Genomic DNA, 17,047 nt, shown 5'->3' on the forward strand with positions numbered 1-17,047 from the left:
CAATCTGATCCCCTATCATCGTTTTTCCGGCCACCTTCTGTTTCCTGCGATCACCGTGGCTGGTGATCACTCGGCCCCTGACCGCGGAGCCTGACGATGGCCGTTTGCAAGCGGGCGGCCTGGCGGACGGTCTGCGAGGACCCCTTGCGCCCGGCCGTCGCGGCCAGCCCGGCGATCGGCTCGATCCCCTCCGGACCGCGGTGCTCGATGCCTTCCGGACCGCAGCGCTCGGCGCACTCCGCTGCCACGGCCAGCAGGTCCCCGATCCCCCGGGGCGTCTTCTCGTACGCCAGCAGGGTCGGCAGCGCCCCGGCGAGCACGCCCAGCACGGTCCGGTAGGCACCGGTGGCGGCCGCCGTCCGGGCGGCGTCGGCCAGTCGGCTGACCTTGACCATGTCGTGGTCGACGAGGACCCCCAGCTCACGCCCGAGCAGCGCGGTGTCCAGCCGTCCCTGAGCGGCCAGCATGAGGAACGCGTCCACGGCGGACATCCGGTCCTCGGGGTGCCGTGCACCCAGCCCGTAGGCCAGGGCGAGGTGCACCGCGACACCGGCCTCGCCTCCCGTCTCCACGAGCGGCGGGAGGAACCAGGCACCGCCCCTGGGCCCGTCGTCGGCGGTGCGCAGCAGATCCGGCATCAGCCACGCGGCCAGGGTCTCGCCGTCCTCGGGCAGCGTGGCGGCCCAGTGCGGGCACTGCTCGGCGCCCCAGTGGTAGCACTCCCGGGCGTTGGGCACGTGCGGTCGGCCCAGCCAGTGGAAGGATCGCGGGAACTCCTGCTGGATCACCAGCCGTTCCTTGGTGGCGAGCAGTACGTGCCGTACACCCGACGCGGACCGCTGCCACCAGTTGTCGGCCGAGGGCCGGTGGCTGGTGAGACCGTGCCGCAGGACGGGAGCCACAGGCTCGTCGGCCCGTATCCAGGCGGCCAGCCGGTCCCCTTCCGGCGTGGAGAGGGACGCGGCGGCCTCGGCGGCCACCGACGCGCCGTTCCTGCACACGCGCAGCAGGGCCTGGGAGAAGTCGGCCGGACCCGGGGCGACGCCGAGACGCTGATAGGTCCGCAGCCGCTCGACCAGCTCCGCCGCGTCCAGCGAACCGGTATGCCAGGTAGGGGTGGCGAGCAGGAAGGGGACCCGGTCGGTCGCCACATCACCGGCCGCCTCCCACGCCCGGGCGAGCAGCACCCCGTTCAGTGCCGCATGGGCACACGTCCCGGTGCCGGTCCACCGGCTCTTCCCCTCGACGACGGCCTGGTACGGGACCCGGCCGAGGAGCGAGCCCACTACGAGGGCCAGCGCGTCGCCCGGCGTCAGATACGCCGGCTCGGGCTGCCGCTCGAATCCGCGCTCGATGAACCACGTCCCGGCCAGGGCCTCCCGCAGCGCCTCCGTCAGCTCGGCCCGCTTGGTGCGCGCAACGCGGACGAGCCCGTCCAGCGTGCGCTCGAAAGCGGAGGTCCCGGACGCAGCGGCCAGGGCTCCCGGGGTGGAGCCCTGCCAGGAACGGGACTTCAGCTGGGCCGCCACCTCCTCGACGAGCTCCGCCACGCTCCCCGGCGCCGGGTCGAGCCGGGACAGGACCGGCACGGGCGGCAGCAGCTCCTCGTACGGGCGGCCCGCCGCCGACGCCTCCCCGCCCACCGTCCCGAACAGGGCGGTGACCGCCTCCCGGTGCAGCGGGCCCAGCTGCGCGGCGGCGAAGGACAGCTCCTCCCGCAGCGCCGCATCGTCGGCCGGAAGATGGCGCGCGATCAGCTTGAGCGCCCGCTCCTGGAGGGCGACGTCCTCGTTCCCGAACGCCTCGGCGACCACCGGTAGCAGCTCACCCGCAGTCGAGGGCTCCCGGCTCAGCACCTTCCCCAGCAGGATCAACTGGCCCCGCACCAGCTTCTTCTCCCGGCGGAAGAGGACCGCGCCCGACATCTCGGCGAGATCTCCGGTGGACAGCTCGGCCCGTGCGTCCAGCCGCGCGAGCACGTCCTGGGCTTGGGAGGCCACCACCGAGATGCCGTCCGCCGCCATCCCCATCCAGTCGCGGAGGTGGGCCTGCTCCTCGTCCCCCGTGATGCTCAGCTGCTGGAGCACCTTGAGGAAGAAGCGCTGGTCACCGGTCTTGCCGCCGCGCACCAGGCGCGTCACACACCGCTCGACCAGCTGCGACCGGTCGAGCACCCCCTCCTCGGCGAGCGCGCAGAGCGCGGCCGGCCAGTGGTCGGTCGAATCCGGCGTGTCGTACCAGCCGACCTGCGAAGGAAGCTCCTGCATCTCGAAGAGCCGGGGTGCGAGCACGGCGACGTGCGGGTCGGAGCGCAGGACGCCGACCAGCGGCACCCGCCCGGAACTGCCGCGCCACCGCCCCGTACTGATCCGCTCGGACCAGCCCTCGACGAGACTGTCCGTCGTCGGGATCGGGCACCCCGCCATCCGTACCAGCTCGCTGATGAAGGTGTACTCCGCCTCGGAGTTGAGCGACTTCGCCGCCAGCCGGTCGGCGAGATCGCCGAGCCAGGCCGGATCGCGGTCGCCCAGCGCCACGAGGATCAGCGGGTACGGGGACCGCGACCAGCTGCGCAGGTCGCGGCCGCCGATCCAGGCGGCACAGCCCGCCGCCCCGGTGTGACAGCCGGCCCCGGCCACCAGGAGCGCCTTGCGGATCTTGTCCTGCCGCTGCCACTCCCAGCCCCGGGCCTCCTTGCGCAGCTCCTTCACCTCGGCCAGTGCCGCTCTGCGCCCGGCCCGGTCCAGCCGGAGCACCAGCGCCGGAACCTCGCGGTGCTGTCCCGCGCGTACCGCGGTGAGCAGGTCGGTCATCGCACACCTCCGGCGACCGTCGCGCCGCGCCGGACCATCGTCACGGCCAGGGCGTGTTTGCACGGGCCCCGCTTTCCCCGGTAGTCCGCCCACCACTGGCAGGTGCAGGTGAGCGTTCCGTCGCTCTCGCGCACCTGGTAGCGCCGGTCGCCGGAGGTCACGTACGCCAGCGCGCCGTCCAGCGACACCGCCTCCGTGCCGGCCAGCTCGCGGGCGGCCACCAGACGCGGGTTGTGGCGTTCCGCCCGGTCGGAGTCGTAGGGCAGTTCGCGGTGGAAGTAGGCCGCGTCCGCCAGGTCGTAGCCCACCCGGCCCGCCGTGCCGAGCCGGGTGAGCGCGGTCCGTACCCGCTCGACACCCAGCCCCGACTGCTCGGCCAGGGAAGCCGGCTCGATCGTCGGCTCCCAGGCGAGCAGGACGGAGACCAGCTCGGCGTCGGCCGCCGCCTCATCGGTGGCGAGCGCCTCCAGGACGCCGCCCTCGCCCGAGAACCCGCGCGAGGAATCCGGCGACAGCGTCAGCGTGAGCCGCATCCCCGGCAGGACCACCTCCCAGGCGCTTGCCGCCGGCGCACCGTCGGGGACCGGAGGCCCGTACACCCGCAGAGCCGTCGCATGACGTAGCACCCGCTGCAACGCCACCAGCCGCTCGGGCCCCGGCAGGCACACCGCGCCCGGCACCGGCCGGGTCGTCGGCCGCAGAGCGGAGCCTGAGGCCACCACCCACTGAGCGCCCCGGGCCGCGTTGCCCGAGCCGCGCGGCAGGGAGCGCAGGAACGCCACCGCCTGCGCCGCCGACAGCTCGGCCCGCAGATCGAACCCGGCCGAGGCCACCTGCGCCTCGGCGAACCCTCTCAGCCACCGGTCCGGCAGCGGCACCTTCTTCTCCACCACCGGGCCGTCCAGCGTGGTGACCGCCAACTCCTCGGGGCCCACCCGCAGATGCAGCGGGTCGTCCGCCGTTATCCGGGAAAGGGCCTCTCGCAGCGGATTGTTCACGTCCACATTGGTCGTGCCGTGCCCCGCGCGCTGCCCCTCCAGGCCCTCCTGCAGCACATCGAGGCGCGCGTACACCCCGCAACAGCCGGAGAACGACTCAAAGCGCAGCCGGTCTCCGTTCCCCGTCACCACCGGATCGAGGGAGGCGGGCAGGGCACGCTGGTAGTAACGGGCGGCGGCCACGTCGGCCACCGCCAGCAGCCCCCGGGCGGCGATGCGCGGAGAGGAGAGGAATCCGGCGAAGAACCGCGGATGCGCCTCCGCCCCGCGCGGGGTGAGAGCGCCCGCGGTCTCCAGGCCGAGGGTGGCCCCCACCTGCGAGGACTCCAGGGCGGAGGGGCGTGCGTAGGCCAAGGCCTGAACGGATCGGGTCATGGAAGAAACGGTAGGACCCACCACTGACAACGGACCCTGGCACAGCCGTCCCCGCAGGTCGCAGGCGCTCCCTCACTGGCCGACGCGGCCCGGCCGCAGCACCTTGGTGAACAGCACCCCGCCTCCCTCCGCCCGCAGACGCACCGTCAGCTCCGCGCTGCCGCCGTCGATCTCGACCTCACCGAAGAACTGCGGCGACTCCATCGGCGACACATTGGCCCGGTCCGGCGCCCGGACGAAGACACGGTCGGGTCCGAACGTGCCGTCCAGGGCATTGGCCGGAAATCCCCCTGCGGCCAGCGGGCCCGAGACGAACTCCCAGAACGGTGCGAAATCCTTGAACGCCGCGCGCTCAGGGGCGTAGTGCTGCGCCGACGTGTAGTGCACATCCGCCGTGAGCCACAGGGTGCCGGTGACCTTGTGGTGCTTGATGAACCGCAGCAACTCCGCGATCTGCAGCTCCCGGCCGAGCGGAACGCCCGGATCACCCTGCGCCACCGCCTCGAAGTCCGTCGCCCCGTCCGGCACCACCAGGCCGAGCGGCATGTCGGCCGCGATCACCTTCCACACCGCGCGGGACTCGGCGAGGGAGCGTTTGAGCCAGCGCAGCTGCTCGGCACCGAGGATGCCGGTCGTGTCGTCGGCCTGGCGGCCCGGTGAGTTGCGGTTGCGGTGCGACCGCATGTCGAGGACGAAGACATCCAGCAGCGGCCCGTGGTGGACGACCCGGTACATGCGGGAGCGCCGCGAGGAGGTGCCGTACGCGCTGTTCGGCGCCGACACGGGAAAGTACTCGTGGAAGGCGCGCGCGGAGCGGGCCGCGAGCATGTCGACGTTCTTCTCGGTGTAGCGCGCGTCGTCGAGGATCTGGCCCGGGTACCAGTTGTTGCGCACCTCGTGGTCGTCCCACTGGACGACGGAGGGCACCTGCGCGTTGAAGCGCCGGACGTTGCGGTCGAGCAGGTTGTAGCGGAAGTTCCCCCGGTACTCGTCCAGTGTCTCGGCGACCTTGGCCTTCTCCTCGGTCATGACGTTGCGCCACACCCTGCCGTCGGGCAGCGTCACGCTCGGCTGGAGCGGCCCGTCCGCATAGACGGTGTCGCCGCTGCACAGGAAGAAGTCCGGGTCGAGGCGGCGCATCTCCTCGTACACCCGGTAGCCGCCGATGTCCGGGTTGATGCCCCATCCCTGCCCCGCGATGTCCCCGGACCACAGGAAGCGCGCCCCGTCCCCACGGCGGGCCGGAGCGGTACGGAACGTTCCGTACGCCGGTCTGCCCGTACGGCGCGGATCGCCCGGGTCGGCCAGCGTGACGCGGTAGTGCACCTGCTCGCCCGCCGGAAGGCCGTACAGGGGAGTGGTGCCGGTGAAGTCCGATCCAGGGCCGATCAGCGGCCCGTACCAGCTCCGGGCCCGGCGGAAGGACTCCGTCGCCGCGGTCTCCACCAGCATCCGGGCGGGCCGGTCCGACCGCACCCACACCAGCGCCGATGAGGCGGTGACGCTCCCCACCTGCACCCCCCACGCGGCCTCCGGCCGCCCCGCCAGTGCCAGGGCGGGAGCCGCGGCGGCGGCCACGGGCAGGACGGCCGCAGTCGGGACGAGCAGGGAGCCCCGCAGAACGGTACGGCGGCCGGGCGAGGGGATGTGCGGACGGTGCGGCATCGAAGCGCCTCCAGGACGGCGGACGGAACGGGCGGGCGGACACCGGGCCGGGGCGGCCGCAGCGCTCCGTCGGGCCGGAGCCGGTCTCCGCCCCCATGCCTAGTGGGCCGCGGCGGCCGCTGTCCCAACGCCGGGTGAACGGAGCCGGTCCAAGGTGCCGTCAGGCACGAGCACCCGCGCCCGGCCCCTGCGCGGCCGCGAGCATCCCGACGCCCCGGGAGACCTCACCCGCCCCCAGATGGGCGTAGCCGAGTACGAGCGCCACCGTGCCGTCCTCGGGCCCGGCGTCCCCGCAGTCGCTCAGTGGCCGCAGCGCGACGCCCGCCCGGTCCGCGCGGCTCAGGAACGCGGCCTCGGGGCCGTACTGTTCGGGCAGCCGCGCGATGATGTGCAGGCCTGCCGCGATACCGCTGACCACCGTGCCGGGAAAGTGCTCGTCGAGCGCGGCCACCAAGGCGTCGCGGCGCTCCCGGTAGGCACGCTGACAGCGGCGCAGCTGCCGGTCGTAGGCGCCGCGCACGATGAAGTCGGCCAGCACCGCCTGGTCGATGGCGGGGTTTCCCAGGTCCATGGTCCGCTTGCGGGCGACGACCCGGCCGGTCAGCGCGGCGGGAGCGATCAGCCAGCCCAGCCGCAGACCCGGAGCCAGCGACTTGCTCACCGACCCGGTGTACACGACACGCTCCGGGTCGAGCCCCTGCAACGCCCCCACCGGAGCCCTGTCGTAGCGGAAATCCCCGTCGTAGTCGTCCTCCATGATCACGGCGTCCGCCTCGCGCGCCCAGTCGAGCAACGCACGGCGGCGCTCGGCGGAGTACGCGATTCCGGTCGGGAACTGGTGCGCCGGAGTGGTCACCATGGCGCGCACGCCGGAGCGCCGCAGCGGTCCCAGTGCGACCCCCTCCGTGTCGAGAGGCAGGGGCGTCGCGCTCAGGCCCGTCGCCGCGAACAGCGAGGCGTGCTCCGGACTCCCCGGGTCCTCCACCCCGACGGAGGCCAGGCCCTGCTCTCGGAGTACGAAGCCGATCAGCGTCGTCGCCTGTGCCACCCCCGAGCAGACCACCAGCCGCTCGGGATCGGCCACCACCCCGCGTCGCCGGGCCAGCAGTCCGGCCAGCGCCTCCCGCAGCTCCGGCAGCCCCCGCGGATCGGGGTAACCCAGCGCACTGTGCGGCAGCCGTCCGAGCACCGTCCGCTGGGTGGCGGCCCACGCGGCACGCGGGAAGAGCGAGAGGTCGGGCACACCCGGCCGGAAGTCCACCCGCGCGCCCGGCGCGCGCGGCGCCAGATCGCGTACGGAATGCGCTGCCGCGCGAACTCCGTCGCTCACCCAGGTCCCCGCGCCCTGTCCGCTGCGCAGGTAGCTCTCGGCGGTCAGCTGCTCGTACGCCTCCGTGACCAGCCCGCGCGACACCCCGAGATCTGCGGCGAGTTCCCGGCTGGACGGCAGCCTCGTACCCGCGACCAGGCGGCCCGAGCGGACGGCCTCGCGCAGGGCGGACCGGAGCGCGCGCCCCCGTCCGCGCGCCGGCGCGGCAGCGGCGGGCAGCAGCAACTCCCAGGCCGGCGAGGTGGAATCGAGGCCGCCGGATCCACCGCGGCCGCCTCCACCGGTCGAATTGGTCCTCGAAGACGTCATGGAAGTGGACCTTAAACCGGTCCGATCCCGAACCTAGCGTCACCGTCATGAACGCGAACTCTCTGCGCGGGGCCCTTCTGGCGGCCTTCGCCTGTGTGCTGGTGGGGGCCTCCTTCACCGCCAACAGCGTCCTCGGCGACTACCCGTACGCGGGCGGCCAGGCGCTCCGCTACGGCCTGGCCGCCCTGCTGCTGGCCGCTCTGCTGCGGCGGGGCCCCGACCCCGTGGCCGTCCCGCTCCGGAGCCTCACCGGGCGCCACTGGACGCGGCTCGGCCTGCTGGCCGCGGTCGGCATGGTCGGCTTCAACCTGGCCATCCTGGCGGCGGAACGGACCGCGGAGCCAGCCGTTCCGGGCGTCCTCGTCGGCTGCGCGCCCATCGTCGTCGGCGTACTGGCCCCCCTTCTGGAGAGCCGCCGCCCCTCCCGTACCACCTTGTACGCCGCCGGGCTCGTCGCCGCCGGAGCGTTCACGGTCCAGGGCTGGGGGCGCACCGACCTGGCGGGCGTCTGCTGGTCGGTGGGCGCCCTCGCGGGCGAGGTCGGCTTCGCGGTCCTGGCCGTACCGGTGCTGCGGTCCCTCGGCCCGAAGCTGCTCGCGGCGACGGTGTGTGCCGTCGCCGCCGTGCAGTCCGTGCTGCTCGGCCTGGTGATGGACGGTGTCGCGTTCCTGCGGGTGCCCACATCGGCTGAGACGACGGCCCTGCTGTGGCAGGCCGTCGTCGTGACCGTGATCGGCTTCGTCTGCTGGTACATCGGCCTGCAACGCATCGGGGCCGAACGCGCCACCCTCTTCTCCGGCCTCATCCCGGTCTCCGCCGCGCTGACGGCGCCGCTCGTCGGAGCCGGGACGTACGGCCCGGCGCAGGGCGCCGGGAGCTTGCTGGTCGGCGCCGGGGTGGCGCTCGGCTCAGGTCTCCTGGGGCGCCGCGAGGCCGTCACCCGGCGGCGTGACGCCCCCTCAGCGGCTGGTGTCGAGGATGACGCGGGCCACCAGGGCAGGGTCGTCGTTCATCGGGACGTGCCCGCAGGCGGGCAGGCGCACGAGCCTGGCCTCCGGGATCACGTGCTTGGCGCGGATCCCCTGCCTCCGGAGCAGGATGCGGTCGCGGGTGCCCCAGGCGATGGTGACGGGGATGCCCAACACGTCGTCGGTGAAGGAGACGCCCCCACCGGCGGCCAGCGTCTGGTGGAAGCCGGTCGCTCCCCGCAGGGCCAGCGTCTCGGCGACGACGGCCTCGGGTGACCGCCTGCCGGGCCGGGCGTAGATGGTGCTGGTCAGCACCGTACGGCCGGCCGCGCTGACGGAGAGCCGCTCGATCGCGGGCTCCGGGAGGGCCAGCGCGGCGCGGCGCATCGCCCGCAGGGTCGTGAAGGCGTAGCGGCGCTCCGGCTCGTTCCAGAAACCCGCGGGTGACAGGGCGGTCACCGAGCGGACCAGCTCCCTGCGCCCCAGCTCCAGGGCGAACAGGCCGCCGAGGGAGTTGCCGGCCACATGCGGGCGGTCGAGACCCAGCGCCTCGAAGAGGGCCCCGAGGACCGGGGTGACCGCCTCCAGCGTGTACGGAACTCCGTCCGGCAGGCCGGGAGACGCGCCGAAGCCGGGCAGGTCGAGGGCTATCACCTCACGCTCGGCGGCCAGGATCCGCGTCACCGGATCCCAGGCCTGGTGATGGTGGCCGATGCCGTGGAGCAGGACCAGCGGCTCTCCCGCACCGGTCCGTTCGTACTCCACCGAGACGGGACGGGGGCCGTGCGCCGAATCGACGGTGAAGGAGACCGTGGTGGTCATGGAGCTGCTCCCTGGAGTGGGTAGACATCGCGTCAACAACAATTACCGTCCGGTAGCTTGGAGTTCAAGGGCTCCGGCGATTCCCGCTGGACACCATCCGGCGTGTCGGCTGGGGCGGACCGGTGACAGCCGGCCCCGCCACCGAAGTCGACAAGGTCGGCCGGTTCCTCGCCGCGGTCGGCCGGGGGGTGGGGCCGGACTGGGACGTGCGCGTCGCGGAGTACAACGGCGGACCCGCTGTGGCGTGCTTTGTCGGAGGAAAGCCGGACTCCTTTTGCCGGATCGAGGTCCGGGACGGTGCCATGCAATCTGTCTATATCGTTCGCGATCCGTACAAACTCGCCGGTCTGTCCGCCGTGTAGCCGGCCGAGCTTTCCGGCCAAGAGGAATCCGGACGATCCTCCTCCGCGGCTGACCCGCAGAAGCCCCGCCACCGGCCCGGTGGTGGGGCTTCATGCTGCGTGCGGCTCACGGCACCGCGAACGTCTTGTGAACGCTCTGCGCCAAAGTCCCGTTTCGTTCCGTTACGGAATAAGGATTGGTCTTGACCAAGGGGGTGCGCCATCCTAAGGTCACCTTAAGACAGGAACCTTTAATAAATAGCGTCGCGGAAAAGTCGCTGGGCGATTGCGGAGGACTTGGTGGGGACCACGCAGCTGGAATCGGTGCAGGAGCCGAAGTACTGGCACCTCAAGACCGTGCTCAGTGAGGCACTCGACTCGGATTTTGCGGTGGGTGAGATCCTGCCCAACGAGCGGGACCTCGCGGCACGGTTCGGCGTCGCGCGTGCCACGCTCCGGCAGGCTCTGGAGCAGCTCGAACTCGAAGGCAGACTGCAGCGCCGCCGAGGTGTCGGTACGACGGTCGCCCCGCCGCGCGTGGGTGTCGCCGTCTCCACCGCCCAGCACGAATGGACGGGTGGTGTGGCCGGCGAGGCGTGGCAGCCCGTCGACTGCGCGAGCGAGGCGGCCCCGAGCGCCGTGGCCGCGATGCTCGGCACCGGTACCGAGCCCGTGCACGTGGTGCGCCGCATCCGCGACACCCACGGCCAGGCGGTGGCGGCCGAGCTTCTCTACGTGCCCGCCGCCTCGGTGCCCGACCTCTCCGCGATCGACGCACCGTCCGGCACCGTGCGCGCCCGAGCCGTGCTGCGCGAGCTGCACCGGCTGGGCCTGGAGGGGCAGGACCGTTCCGTCGAGCTCGGATCGGCTCGCGCGGACGACGCCAAGGAGCTCGACCGGCTCCCCGGCGCACCCGTCCTCGTCGTCACCACCCGGTACTTCGCCGCGGGCGGTACGGCCGCCGTGTCCATCGCCACCTACCGGGCGGACACCTGCCGGCTCACCTTCGGGGACTCCGGCGCACTGGAGATCAGCCACGACGAGCAGCAGGAGCGCCAGGCTTCCTGAGGCCTCGCGCGCCGGGGGCCTGCGGGCCGCCGCAGCCCGGAAGGCTCCGGGCCCTCCGTGAACAGCGCCACCTGATGGCGGCCCGCCGGGAAACCGGCCGGGCCGCCATCGGCGCGTCTCCCGCCCCGTCCGCGGTCACCCCGCGTTGGCCCGGCCCACCCCCCCCATGCACGTCACCCGGCCCATGCACGTCGCCCGGCCCGTCCGCGATCAGCGGCGGGCCGTCACCGCGCCCTCCACGGCGAACAACTGCTCCTCGACGTGGTCCAGCGCCAGCCGCAGGGCCCCCGTCGCGACCGCGGCCTCGCCGAGCAACGACAACGTCACCCGTGGCGGGCGCAGACAGTAGCGGGCCAGCTCCTCGCGCAGCGGCTCCAGCACCCCGTCCAGGCCGGCGGCCCAGCCCCCGACCACCACCAGCTCCGGGTCGAGCGCCAGCGCCAGGGCCGCCACATCGTGCACGAGCCGCTGGAGGAACCGCTCGACGGCCGCCTGCGCCTCCGAGTCACCCTGCCGTGCCTTGGCGAACACCACCGCCACCGCCTGTTCGTCCAGCGGCTCCAGCGGGGTGCCCGTGGTCGACAGCAGATGCTCCGGAGTCACGTCCCTGCCCAGCAGGTGCAGAGCGCCGATCTCCCCGGCCGCCCCGCCGAACCCCCGGTGCAGACGCCCGCCGATCAGCGAACCGGCCCCCGGGCTCAGCCCCGCCAGAACGAACACGATGTCGTCGGACTCGGTGGCCGCGCCCTTCCAGTGCTCGGCGACGGCGGCGGCATTGGCATCGTTCTCGACGAGGACCGGACAACGGAACGAACGCCGCAGTCGCTCCCCGAGCGCGAGCCCCGTCCACCCGGGCAGCGCCGTGCCCAGCCGAACGGTCCCATCGGCCTCCACGATGCCGGGGCTGCCGACGCCGACGGCACGCAGACTGCTCCTAGCCACACCCGTGCGGCGCAGGAGGTCCGCGATCACGGCCCTCACCTGGTCGAGCCGCTCGTCCGCACCGGCCGTCTCCGAGACCGTGCGGGAACCCGCCCCGGTCACCCGGCCGTCGAGCCCCGACAGGAGAGCCGAAACCCGGTGCGGGCCGATCTCGACGCCCAGCAGATGTCCGGCCTCGGCACGGAACCGGAAGCGGCGGGCAGGCCGTCCCTGGCGCCGTGCCTCACTCTCGTCGGGCAGGGCCTCGACCACCAGACCGGCCTCGAACAGCCCCTCGACCACGCCTTCGACCGTCGGACGGGAGAGACCCGTGATCCGGGTCAGATCCGTCAGCGTCGGCGAGCCGGCCCCTCTCAGGGCGTGCAGTACCACCGCTGAATTGATCCGCCGCAGCAGCGACGGATCTCCCCCGGTCAGCCGGCTCACGGTGTGTCCTCCCAGCTCGTGCGCATGTCTGCCGGATCGTACTCGCTGCTCGCAGGGCCTGCGAGCAGCTCCGCAAGCCGGTACCGAGCCGCAACCTGCGTCAGCTCGGAGCCACGAAACCGGGCTCGTACGCCGCGATGACCGCCTGTGTACGGTCCCGGGCACCCAACTTCGCGGCAATCGAACTGACATGGGGCTTCACCGTCTCGACCCCGACGGTCAGCCCGGCGGCGATCTCCGCGTTCGACAGGCCCCGGGCCACCAACCGGAGCACTTCCTGCTCCCGGTCGGTGAGCGCGGCCCTCTCCAGAGGCGCCCGCCGCTCGGTCGTGCTGTACCCGGCCTCGGACAGATCGCGGCCGTCATCGCGTTCGGTGCCGCAGCGATCTCCTCGGTATTTCTCGGGGGAGCCCTGCACATATCGCTCGCCGCGGTGCTCTGCCGCTCCCTCTTCCACCAGAACCCGGAGGGCAGTCACGGGCCTTGGTCCGGGCTGGCCGTGACGGTGGCCTGGGCGGCGGACGCGCTCCTGGCGGGCTGGTGGGCGGTGCGCCGGCGCGACGCCTGAGCCCGGGGCCAGGGCAACGGCTGTCAGTGCCGGACGGTTTACTGACGTCATGACGACCGCACACCATCTCCGCCTCATCGACGGGATGTGCACCAGGGACTTTCCCCAGGAGCGCACGCCGTCGGTCTCGGGAGTCAGCGGACCCGGCTATCACACGGCATTCCTGCGTATCGGCCATGAACCGTGGGATGACGACGAACAGGCGGGCCCGGAATACCGGGCCCAAGGCCTGGTCGACCACGACGCGCTGCTCACCCTCCTCACCGCCCGTTGGGGCGAACCGCAGCTGATGAGCCTGTGGAGCGCCCAGGAGCGGATGCTGGCGGGCGAAGTGATACCGGACCCCTGGGCAGATCCGGTGGCCGGATGCGAATTCGTCCGGCTGTGGCAGGTCGAGGACCGGTGGGTCGCGATCGGGCTGATCCTGGAAGAGCGCGGACGGGGCTGCGAGTTGACGGTGCTGGTGACCATCGTCGACCCGCCCTGATCCGGATGGAAGGGGCCGACGGTCGGTGAGGGCGTCAGCCGGGAGAGTCCGGCGCCGAGGCCTGGACGGCCTCGCGGAGGCGGGCGTACTCCTCGGCCATCGTGTCGATCGTCCAATGGGCGTTGAGTCCGCTGGGGTTGGGCAGAGCCCACACATGGGCACCGCCGATCGTGCGCTCCTGCCGACCGATCCGTGCGCGGGGCTCCCCGAAGGCCGTGCGGTAGGCGGTGATGCCGACGACCGCGAGCCACGTCGGCGCGAGCCGCCCGACCCTCGCGGTGAGGGCCGCCCCGCCCTTCCGGAACTCGTCCGCGCCGAGCTCGTCCGCCCGGGCCGTTGCCCGGCCCACCACGTTGGTGATGCCGAGGCCGAGGGGCAGAAGTTCGGACTGTTCCGAGGGCAGCAGCTGCCGGGGTGTGAAGCCCGAACGGTGGAGGACCGGCCAGAACCGGTTGCCGGGGTGGGCGAAGTGATGGCCCGTGGCAGCGGTCATCAGGCTCGGATTGATACCGCAGAAGAGCACCCGCAGACCGCCCGCGGCCACATCGGGGACGATGCGGTCGCGGGCGGCGCGAAGCTCCTCGGGGGTCATGCGGTGAGGGCGGTGCCGGTCAGAGGATCGAGCCGGGGGCGTAGGCCGCGGCCTGGGGGTGCTGCTTGGTGATCTCCTCGATCCGGGACACCAGCACAGTCACCTGGTCGCCCGCCGCACCCGTGAACGAGAGCTTGTCCGCCATCAGCGCGTCAAGCTGCGCACGGTCCAGCGGGATGCGCTCGTCGGCGGCCAGTTTGTCGAGCAGCTCGTTGCGCTCGGCACCCTGCTCCCGCATTGCCAGTGCGGAGGCGACCGCATTCTCCTTGATCGCTTCGTGGGCGACCTCGCGGCCCACCCCGGCCCGCACGGCGCCCATGAGGACCTTGGTCGTCGCCAGGAAGGGAAGGTAACGGTCCAGTTCGCGAGCGACCACCGCGGGGAAGGCGCCGAACTCGTCCAGCACCGTCAGGAAGGTTTCCAGCAGACCGTCGAACGCGAAGAACGCGTCGGGCAGCGCCACCCGGCGAACCACGGAGCAGGACACGTCGCCCTCGTTCCACTGGTCACCCGCCAGCTCGCCGGTCATCGAGGCGTAACCCCGCAGGATCACCATCAGGCCGTTGACCCGCTCGCAGGAGCGCGTGTTCATCTTGTGCGGCATCGCGGACGAGCCGACCTGGCCGGGCTTGAAGCCCTCGGTCACCAGCTCGTGGCCGGCCATCAGCCGGATGGTCTTCGCCACCGACGAGGGCGCCGCGGCGAGCTGCACCAGAGCGGTCACCACGTCGTAGTCGAGGGAGCGGGGGTAGACCTGCCCGACCGAGGTGAACGCCTCGGCGAAACCGAGGTGCCCGGCGATGCGTTGTTCCAGGTCGGCGAGCTTGTCCGCGTCACCGCCCAGGAGGTCCAGCATGTCCTGCGCCGTACCGACCGGGCCCTTGATCCCGCGCAACGGATAACGGGAGAGGAGGTCCTCCAGCCGTCCGTAGGCCACCAGCAGCTCGTCGGCCGCAGTCGCGAAGCGCTTGCCGAGCGTCGTCGCCTGCGCGGCGACATTGTGCGAGCGACCGGCGATCACGAGCTCGCGGTACTCCGCCGCGAGCTTGCCGAGCCGGGCCAGTACGGCCACGGTGCGGTCACGCATCAGCTCCAGCGAGAGGCGGATCTGCAGCTGCTCGACGTTCTCCGTCAGATCCCGGGAGGTCATGCCCTTGTGGACCTGCTCATGACCCGCGAGAGCGTTGAACTCCTCGATCCGGGCCTTCACGTCATGTCGGGTGATCTTCTCGCGCTCAGCGATCGACGCGAGGTCGACCTGGTCGAGCACACGCTCGTAGTCGGTCAGCGCTTCATCCGGCACCTCGATCCCGAGGTCCTTCTGAGCGCGCAGCACCGCCAGCCACAGCTGACGTTCCAGCTTCACCTTCTGCTCGGGGGACCAGAGGACGGCCAGCTCCGTGGAGGCGTAGCGGCCGGCCAGGACATTGGGGATGCGAGGCTTCGCAGACACAGCAGTCACGTGGACAGATTCTACTGGCGGTCAAGACATGCTCTGCCGCCCCGGCCATTCGTCCCACGTCAGAGGGCTACTGCGCTCCGGCGTGTACCAGCAGGTCGAAGTCAGGCCGAATCGAGGTACGAGACCTCGGGACCACCCAGGGCCAGGAACGGCGAGGGTCAAGCGACCGGATCAGACCATGAACAACGGACTCAGGCAGCACGCGACTCGCGGCGGGTAACCGCCGGGAGCCCGGCCGTACTCGCGCTTGAAGGCCTTGGCGAAGGCGTACTCGGAGCCGTATCCCGTTCGGGCCGCGACGGTCACGAGCGGGGCCTGGGACTCGCGCAGCAGTTTCGCGGCGGTCGTCACGCGCCAGCGGGTCAGATAGGTCATGGCCGGTTCGCCGACGAAGGCGGTGAACCGGCGCGCGAACGCTGCTCGGACAGGCCCACCCGGTCGGCCAGCGACTCGACGGTCCATTGCGCGACGGAGCCTCGTGGATGGCCGCCAGAGCAGGGGCGACCGCGGAATCACCGAGAGTGGCGGCCCGTACCTTGGTCTCCGTCGGGTACCTCCTCGATTCAGGCGCGCAGGATGTGGAGGAGCAGCGAGTCGATGAGCGCGGGGACGATGCCGGCCGGTCCGATGCGCGGGTTCTCCAGCTCCGCGCCGAGGAGCTGGACGGCCGCTCTCAGCTCGGGGTGCCGGCCGTGGCGGGTGGCGAGCTCGGCATACGAAGCCGTCGGCCACCTGGACCGCAGGGGTGTCTCACCCACCTTGGCCGACATCTCCCACACCTCGCTGCGGGTGGACGAGTTCAGCTTCCGGAGCCCCTTCGCAAGTCACAGCAGATTCGTCGCGGATTGGTGCAGGCCGGAGAGGTGCGGCGGAAGAACTGGCGGTTTCCGCGGGTCGGCGCAGCGGTCCGGTTCGTGGGTTGCTGCGAAGGCCGACGGGGAGACCGCATGCGAAGGCCGCCGGCGAAGACCAACGGTGAAGGCTCGCTACGAAGACGCGGGGGGCGCGCCCTCCTCGGGGGCGGCCCGGCGCCATCCCGTCACCGGGCCGGGGGACGCGGCGTCCGCAGGCGTGATCCAGAAGCCCGACGCCGTCCCCGCGTCGAACTGGGCGCCCCACCGGCCGTCGCCGGAGGACCGGCCGGTGAGCCGGCGGCCGATCCAGGGCCCCAGGTGGCGGCGGGCGAAGCGGATGTCGTCGGCCCGCCGGTTGACCCAGCGCGGCGGCAGGGAGGCGGGTACCGGCGCCTGCCAGTCGAGCTCGGACGGGAGCCCCAGCGTCTGCCAGACCGCCTCCGCCACCCGCCGGTGCCCTTCGGCGGCGAGGTGCAGCCGGTCGGCGTCCCACATGCGCGGGTCGCTGAGCGAGGGGGCGGAGTAGAGGTCGACCACCGCGGCGCCGTGCCGGCCGGCCAGGTCGTCGATCAGGGCGAACAGCGCCTCCATCCGAGGACGGAACCGGTCGAACACCGGGCCGCTGCGCCCGGGGCTGCGCATCAGCACCAGCTGCTTGCAGGACGGGGCCAGGCGTTCCACGGCCTCTTCCAGCCGCCCCCTGACCATGCCCATGTCGCACTTCGGGCGCAGTGTGTCGTTCAGCCCGCCGACGAGGGTCACCACATCGGCCCGCATCGCAGCCGCCGCGCCCACCTGCTCGTCGACGATCTGACCGATGAGCTTTCCGCGTACGGCGAGGTTGGCGTACCGGAATCCGGGGGACCGGGACGCGAGCCGTGAGGCCAGGACATCGGCCCAGCCCCGGTAGGTGCCGTCGGGGAGCAGGTCCGACATGCCCTCGGTGAAGGAGTCGCCGACCGTGACGAGACTGGTGTAGGAGGCATTCAATTCCATGGCCCCGTGATCCTATCGCGTACGGCTCCCG

At 72.3% G+C, this 17,047-nt stretch carries 14 protein-coding genes and 3 pseudogenes; 5 read left to right on the forward strand and 12 right to left on the reverse strand.

The genetic code is table 11. The annotated features are described in order from the left end of the window. Positions 1-50 precede the first annotated feature (50 nt). The 4 genes from ABZ154_RS22000 to ABZ154_RS22015 all read right to left on the reverse strand — a co-directional run bounded on the left by ABZ154_RS22000 (position 51) and on the right by ABZ154_RS22015 (position 7,406). On the reverse strand, positions 51-2,813 hold the full coding sequence (locus tag ABZ154_RS22000) for a DUF6493 family protein (protein WP_356835071.1): 2,763 nt from the start codon (positions 2,811-2,813) through the stop codon (positions 51-53). Continuing rightward, complete coding sequence (locus ABZ154_RS22005; RefSeq protein WP_356835073.1) at positions 2,810-4,186, reverse strand: SWIM zinc finger family protein; 1,377 nt, start codon at positions 4,184-4,186, stop codon at positions 2,810-2,812. Before ABZ154_RS22005 ends, ABZ154_RS22000 begins: the two co-directional genes overlap by 4 nt. Positions 4,187-4,258: 72 nt before the next feature. Further along, positions 4,259-5,851: an alkaline phosphatase D family protein gene (locus ABZ154_RS22010; protein ID WP_356835074.1), complete on the reverse strand. Its 1,593-nt coding sequence runs from the start codon at positions 5,849-5,851 to the stop codon at positions 4,259-4,261. Positions 5,852-6,011: 160 nt separating this feature from the next. Next, positions 6,012-7,406: a PLP-dependent aminotransferase family protein gene (locus ABZ154_RS22015; RefSeq protein ID WP_356835155.1), complete on the reverse strand. Its 1,395-nt coding sequence runs from the start codon at positions 7,404-7,406 to the stop codon at positions 6,012-6,014. A gap of 131 nt (positions 7,407-7,537) precedes the next feature. Here ABZ154_RS22015 and ABZ154_RS22020 point away from each other — a divergent pair. Next, positions 7,538-8,383, forward strand: a pseudogene (locus tag ABZ154_RS22020) (DMT family transporter); the annotation flags it as partial. 66 nt (positions 8,384-8,449) lie between these two features. Here the strand turns inward: ABZ154_RS22020 and ABZ154_RS22025 are convergent. Next, complete coding sequence (locus ABZ154_RS22025) at positions 8,450-9,280, reverse strand: alpha/beta fold hydrolase (protein ID WP_356835076.1); 831 nt, start codon at positions 9,278-9,280, stop codon at positions 8,450-8,452. A gap of 122 nt (positions 9,281-9,402) precedes the next feature. Between ABZ154_RS22025 and ABZ154_RS22030 the strand changes: the two genes are divergently transcribed. Next, positions 9,403-9,642, forward strand: a complete 240-nt coding sequence (locus tag ABZ154_RS22030) for a hypothetical protein (protein ID WP_356835078.1) — start codon at positions 9,403-9,405, stop codon at positions 9,640-9,642. Positions 9,643-9,921: 279 nt separating this feature from the next. Further along, positions 9,922-10,689 carry a GntR family transcriptional regulator gene (locus ABZ154_RS22035; protein ID WP_356835080.1) on the forward strand — a complete coding sequence of 256 codons (768 nt, stop codon included), beginning with the start codon at positions 9,922-9,924 and terminating at the stop codon, positions 10,687-10,689. A gap of 210 nt (positions 10,690-10,899) precedes the next feature. Here the strand turns inward: ABZ154_RS22035 and ABZ154_RS22040 are convergent, their stop codons facing one another. Together ABZ154_RS22040 and ABZ154_RS22045 are read right to left on the reverse strand one after the other, a co-directional pair. After that, positions 10,900-12,057 carry an ROK family protein gene (locus tag ABZ154_RS22040; protein ID WP_356835082.1) on the reverse strand — a complete coding sequence of 386 codons (1,158 nt, stop codon included), beginning with the start codon at positions 12,055-12,057 and terminating at the stop codon, positions 10,900-10,902. A 100-nt stretch (positions 12,058-12,157) separates the two neighbouring features. Then, positions 12,158-12,415 (reverse strand): annotated as a pseudogene (locus tag ABZ154_RS22045) (helix-turn-helix transcriptional regulator); the annotation flags it as partial. 84 nt (positions 12,416-12,499) lie between these two features. Between ABZ154_RS22045 and ABZ154_RS22050 the strand changes: the two are divergent. Both ABZ154_RS22050 and ABZ154_RS22055 read left to right on the forward strand, forming a co-directional pair. Then, positions 12,500-12,625, forward strand: a pseudogene (locus ABZ154_RS22050) (ABC transporter permease); the annotation flags it as partial. Positions 12,626-12,674: 49 nt separating this feature from the next. Next, positions 12,675-13,112, forward strand: a complete 438-nt coding sequence (locus tag ABZ154_RS22055; protein WP_356835085.1) for a hypothetical protein — start codon at positions 12,675-12,677, stop codon at positions 13,110-13,112. Positions 13,113-13,146: 34 nt separating this feature from the next. Here the strand turns inward: ABZ154_RS22055 and mug are convergent, their stop codons facing one another. From mug to ABZ154_RS22080, 5 genes are all read right to left on the reverse strand, one after another. After that, the gene (mug, locus tag ABZ154_RS22060) at positions 13,147-13,704 is read right to left on the reverse strand and encodes a G/U mismatch-specific DNA glycosylase (protein ID WP_356835087.1); all 558 of its coding nucleotides are present in this window, start codon (positions 13,702-13,704) and stop codon (positions 13,147-13,149) included. 19 nt (positions 13,705-13,723) lie between these two features. Next, entirely contained in the window at positions 13,724-15,166 is a 1,443-nt protein-coding gene (gene purB / locus ABZ154_RS22065; RefSeq protein ID WP_356835089.1) for an adenylosuccinate lyase, read from the reverse strand. 171 nt (positions 15,167-15,337) lie between these two features. Further along, the gene (locus ABZ154_RS22070; protein WP_356835093.1) at positions 15,338-15,541 is read right to left on the reverse strand and encodes a helix-turn-helix domain-containing protein; all 204 of its coding nucleotides are present in this window, start codon (positions 15,539-15,541) and stop codon (positions 15,338-15,340) included. Between the two features lie 188 nt (positions 15,542-15,729). Further along, positions 15,730-15,936, reverse strand: coding sequence for a cupin domain-containing protein (locus ABZ154_RS22075; RefSeq protein ID WP_356835095.1), 207 nt, complete (start codon positions 15,934-15,936; stop codon positions 15,730-15,732). A 216-nt stretch (positions 15,937-16,152) separates the two neighbouring features. Further along, complete coding sequence (locus tag ABZ154_RS22080) at positions 16,153-17,016, reverse strand: SGNH/GDSL hydrolase family protein (protein ID WP_356835097.1); 864 nt, start codon at positions 17,014-17,016, stop codon at positions 16,153-16,155. Between the last annotated feature and the right edge of the window lie 31 nt (positions 17,017-17,047).

This window comes from Streptomyces sp. NPDC006261 (assembly GCF_040613515.1).
GTDB lineage: Bacteria > Actinomycetota > Actinomycetes > Streptomycetales > Streptomycetaceae > Streptomyces.

Excerpts from the sequence above, each read along its gene's own strand:
- ABZ154_RS22000 (WP_356835071.1), bottom strand. The coding sequence starts at position 2,813 with ATGACCGACCTGCTCACCGCGGTACGCGCGGGACAGCACCGCGAGGTT.
- ABZ154_RS22005 (WP_356835073.1), bottom strand. The coding sequence starts at position 4,186 with ATGACCCGATCCGTTCAGGCCTTGGCCTACGCACGCCCCTCCGCCCTG.
- ABZ154_RS22010 (WP_356835074.1), bottom strand. The coding sequence starts at position 5,851 with ATGCCGCACCGTCCGCACATCCCCTCGCCCGGCCGCCGTACCGTTCTG.
- ABZ154_RS22025 (WP_356835076.1), bottom strand. The coding sequence starts at position 9,280 with ATGACCACCACGGTCTCCTTCACCGTCGATTCGGCGCACGGCCCCCGT.
- ABZ154_RS22055 (WP_356835085.1), top strand. The coding sequence starts at position 12,675 with ATGACGACCGCACACCATCTCCGCCTCATCGACGGGATGTGCACCAGG.
- mug (WP_356835087.1), bottom strand. The coding sequence starts at position 13,704 with ATGACCCCCGAGGAGCTTCGCGCCGCCCGCGACCGCATCGTCCCCGAT.
- ABZ154_RS22070 (WP_356835093.1), bottom strand. The coding sequence starts at position 15,541 with ATGACCTATCTGACCCGCTGGCGCGTGACGACCGCCGCGAAACTGCTG.
- ABZ154_RS22075 (WP_356835095.1), bottom strand. The coding sequence starts at position 15,936 with ATGTCGGCCAAGGTGGGTGAGACACCCCTGCGGTCCAGGTGGCCGACG.
- ABZ154_RS22080 (WP_356835097.1), bottom strand. The coding sequence starts at position 17,016 with ATGGAATTGAATGCCTCCTACACCAGTCTCGTCACGGTCGGCGACTCC.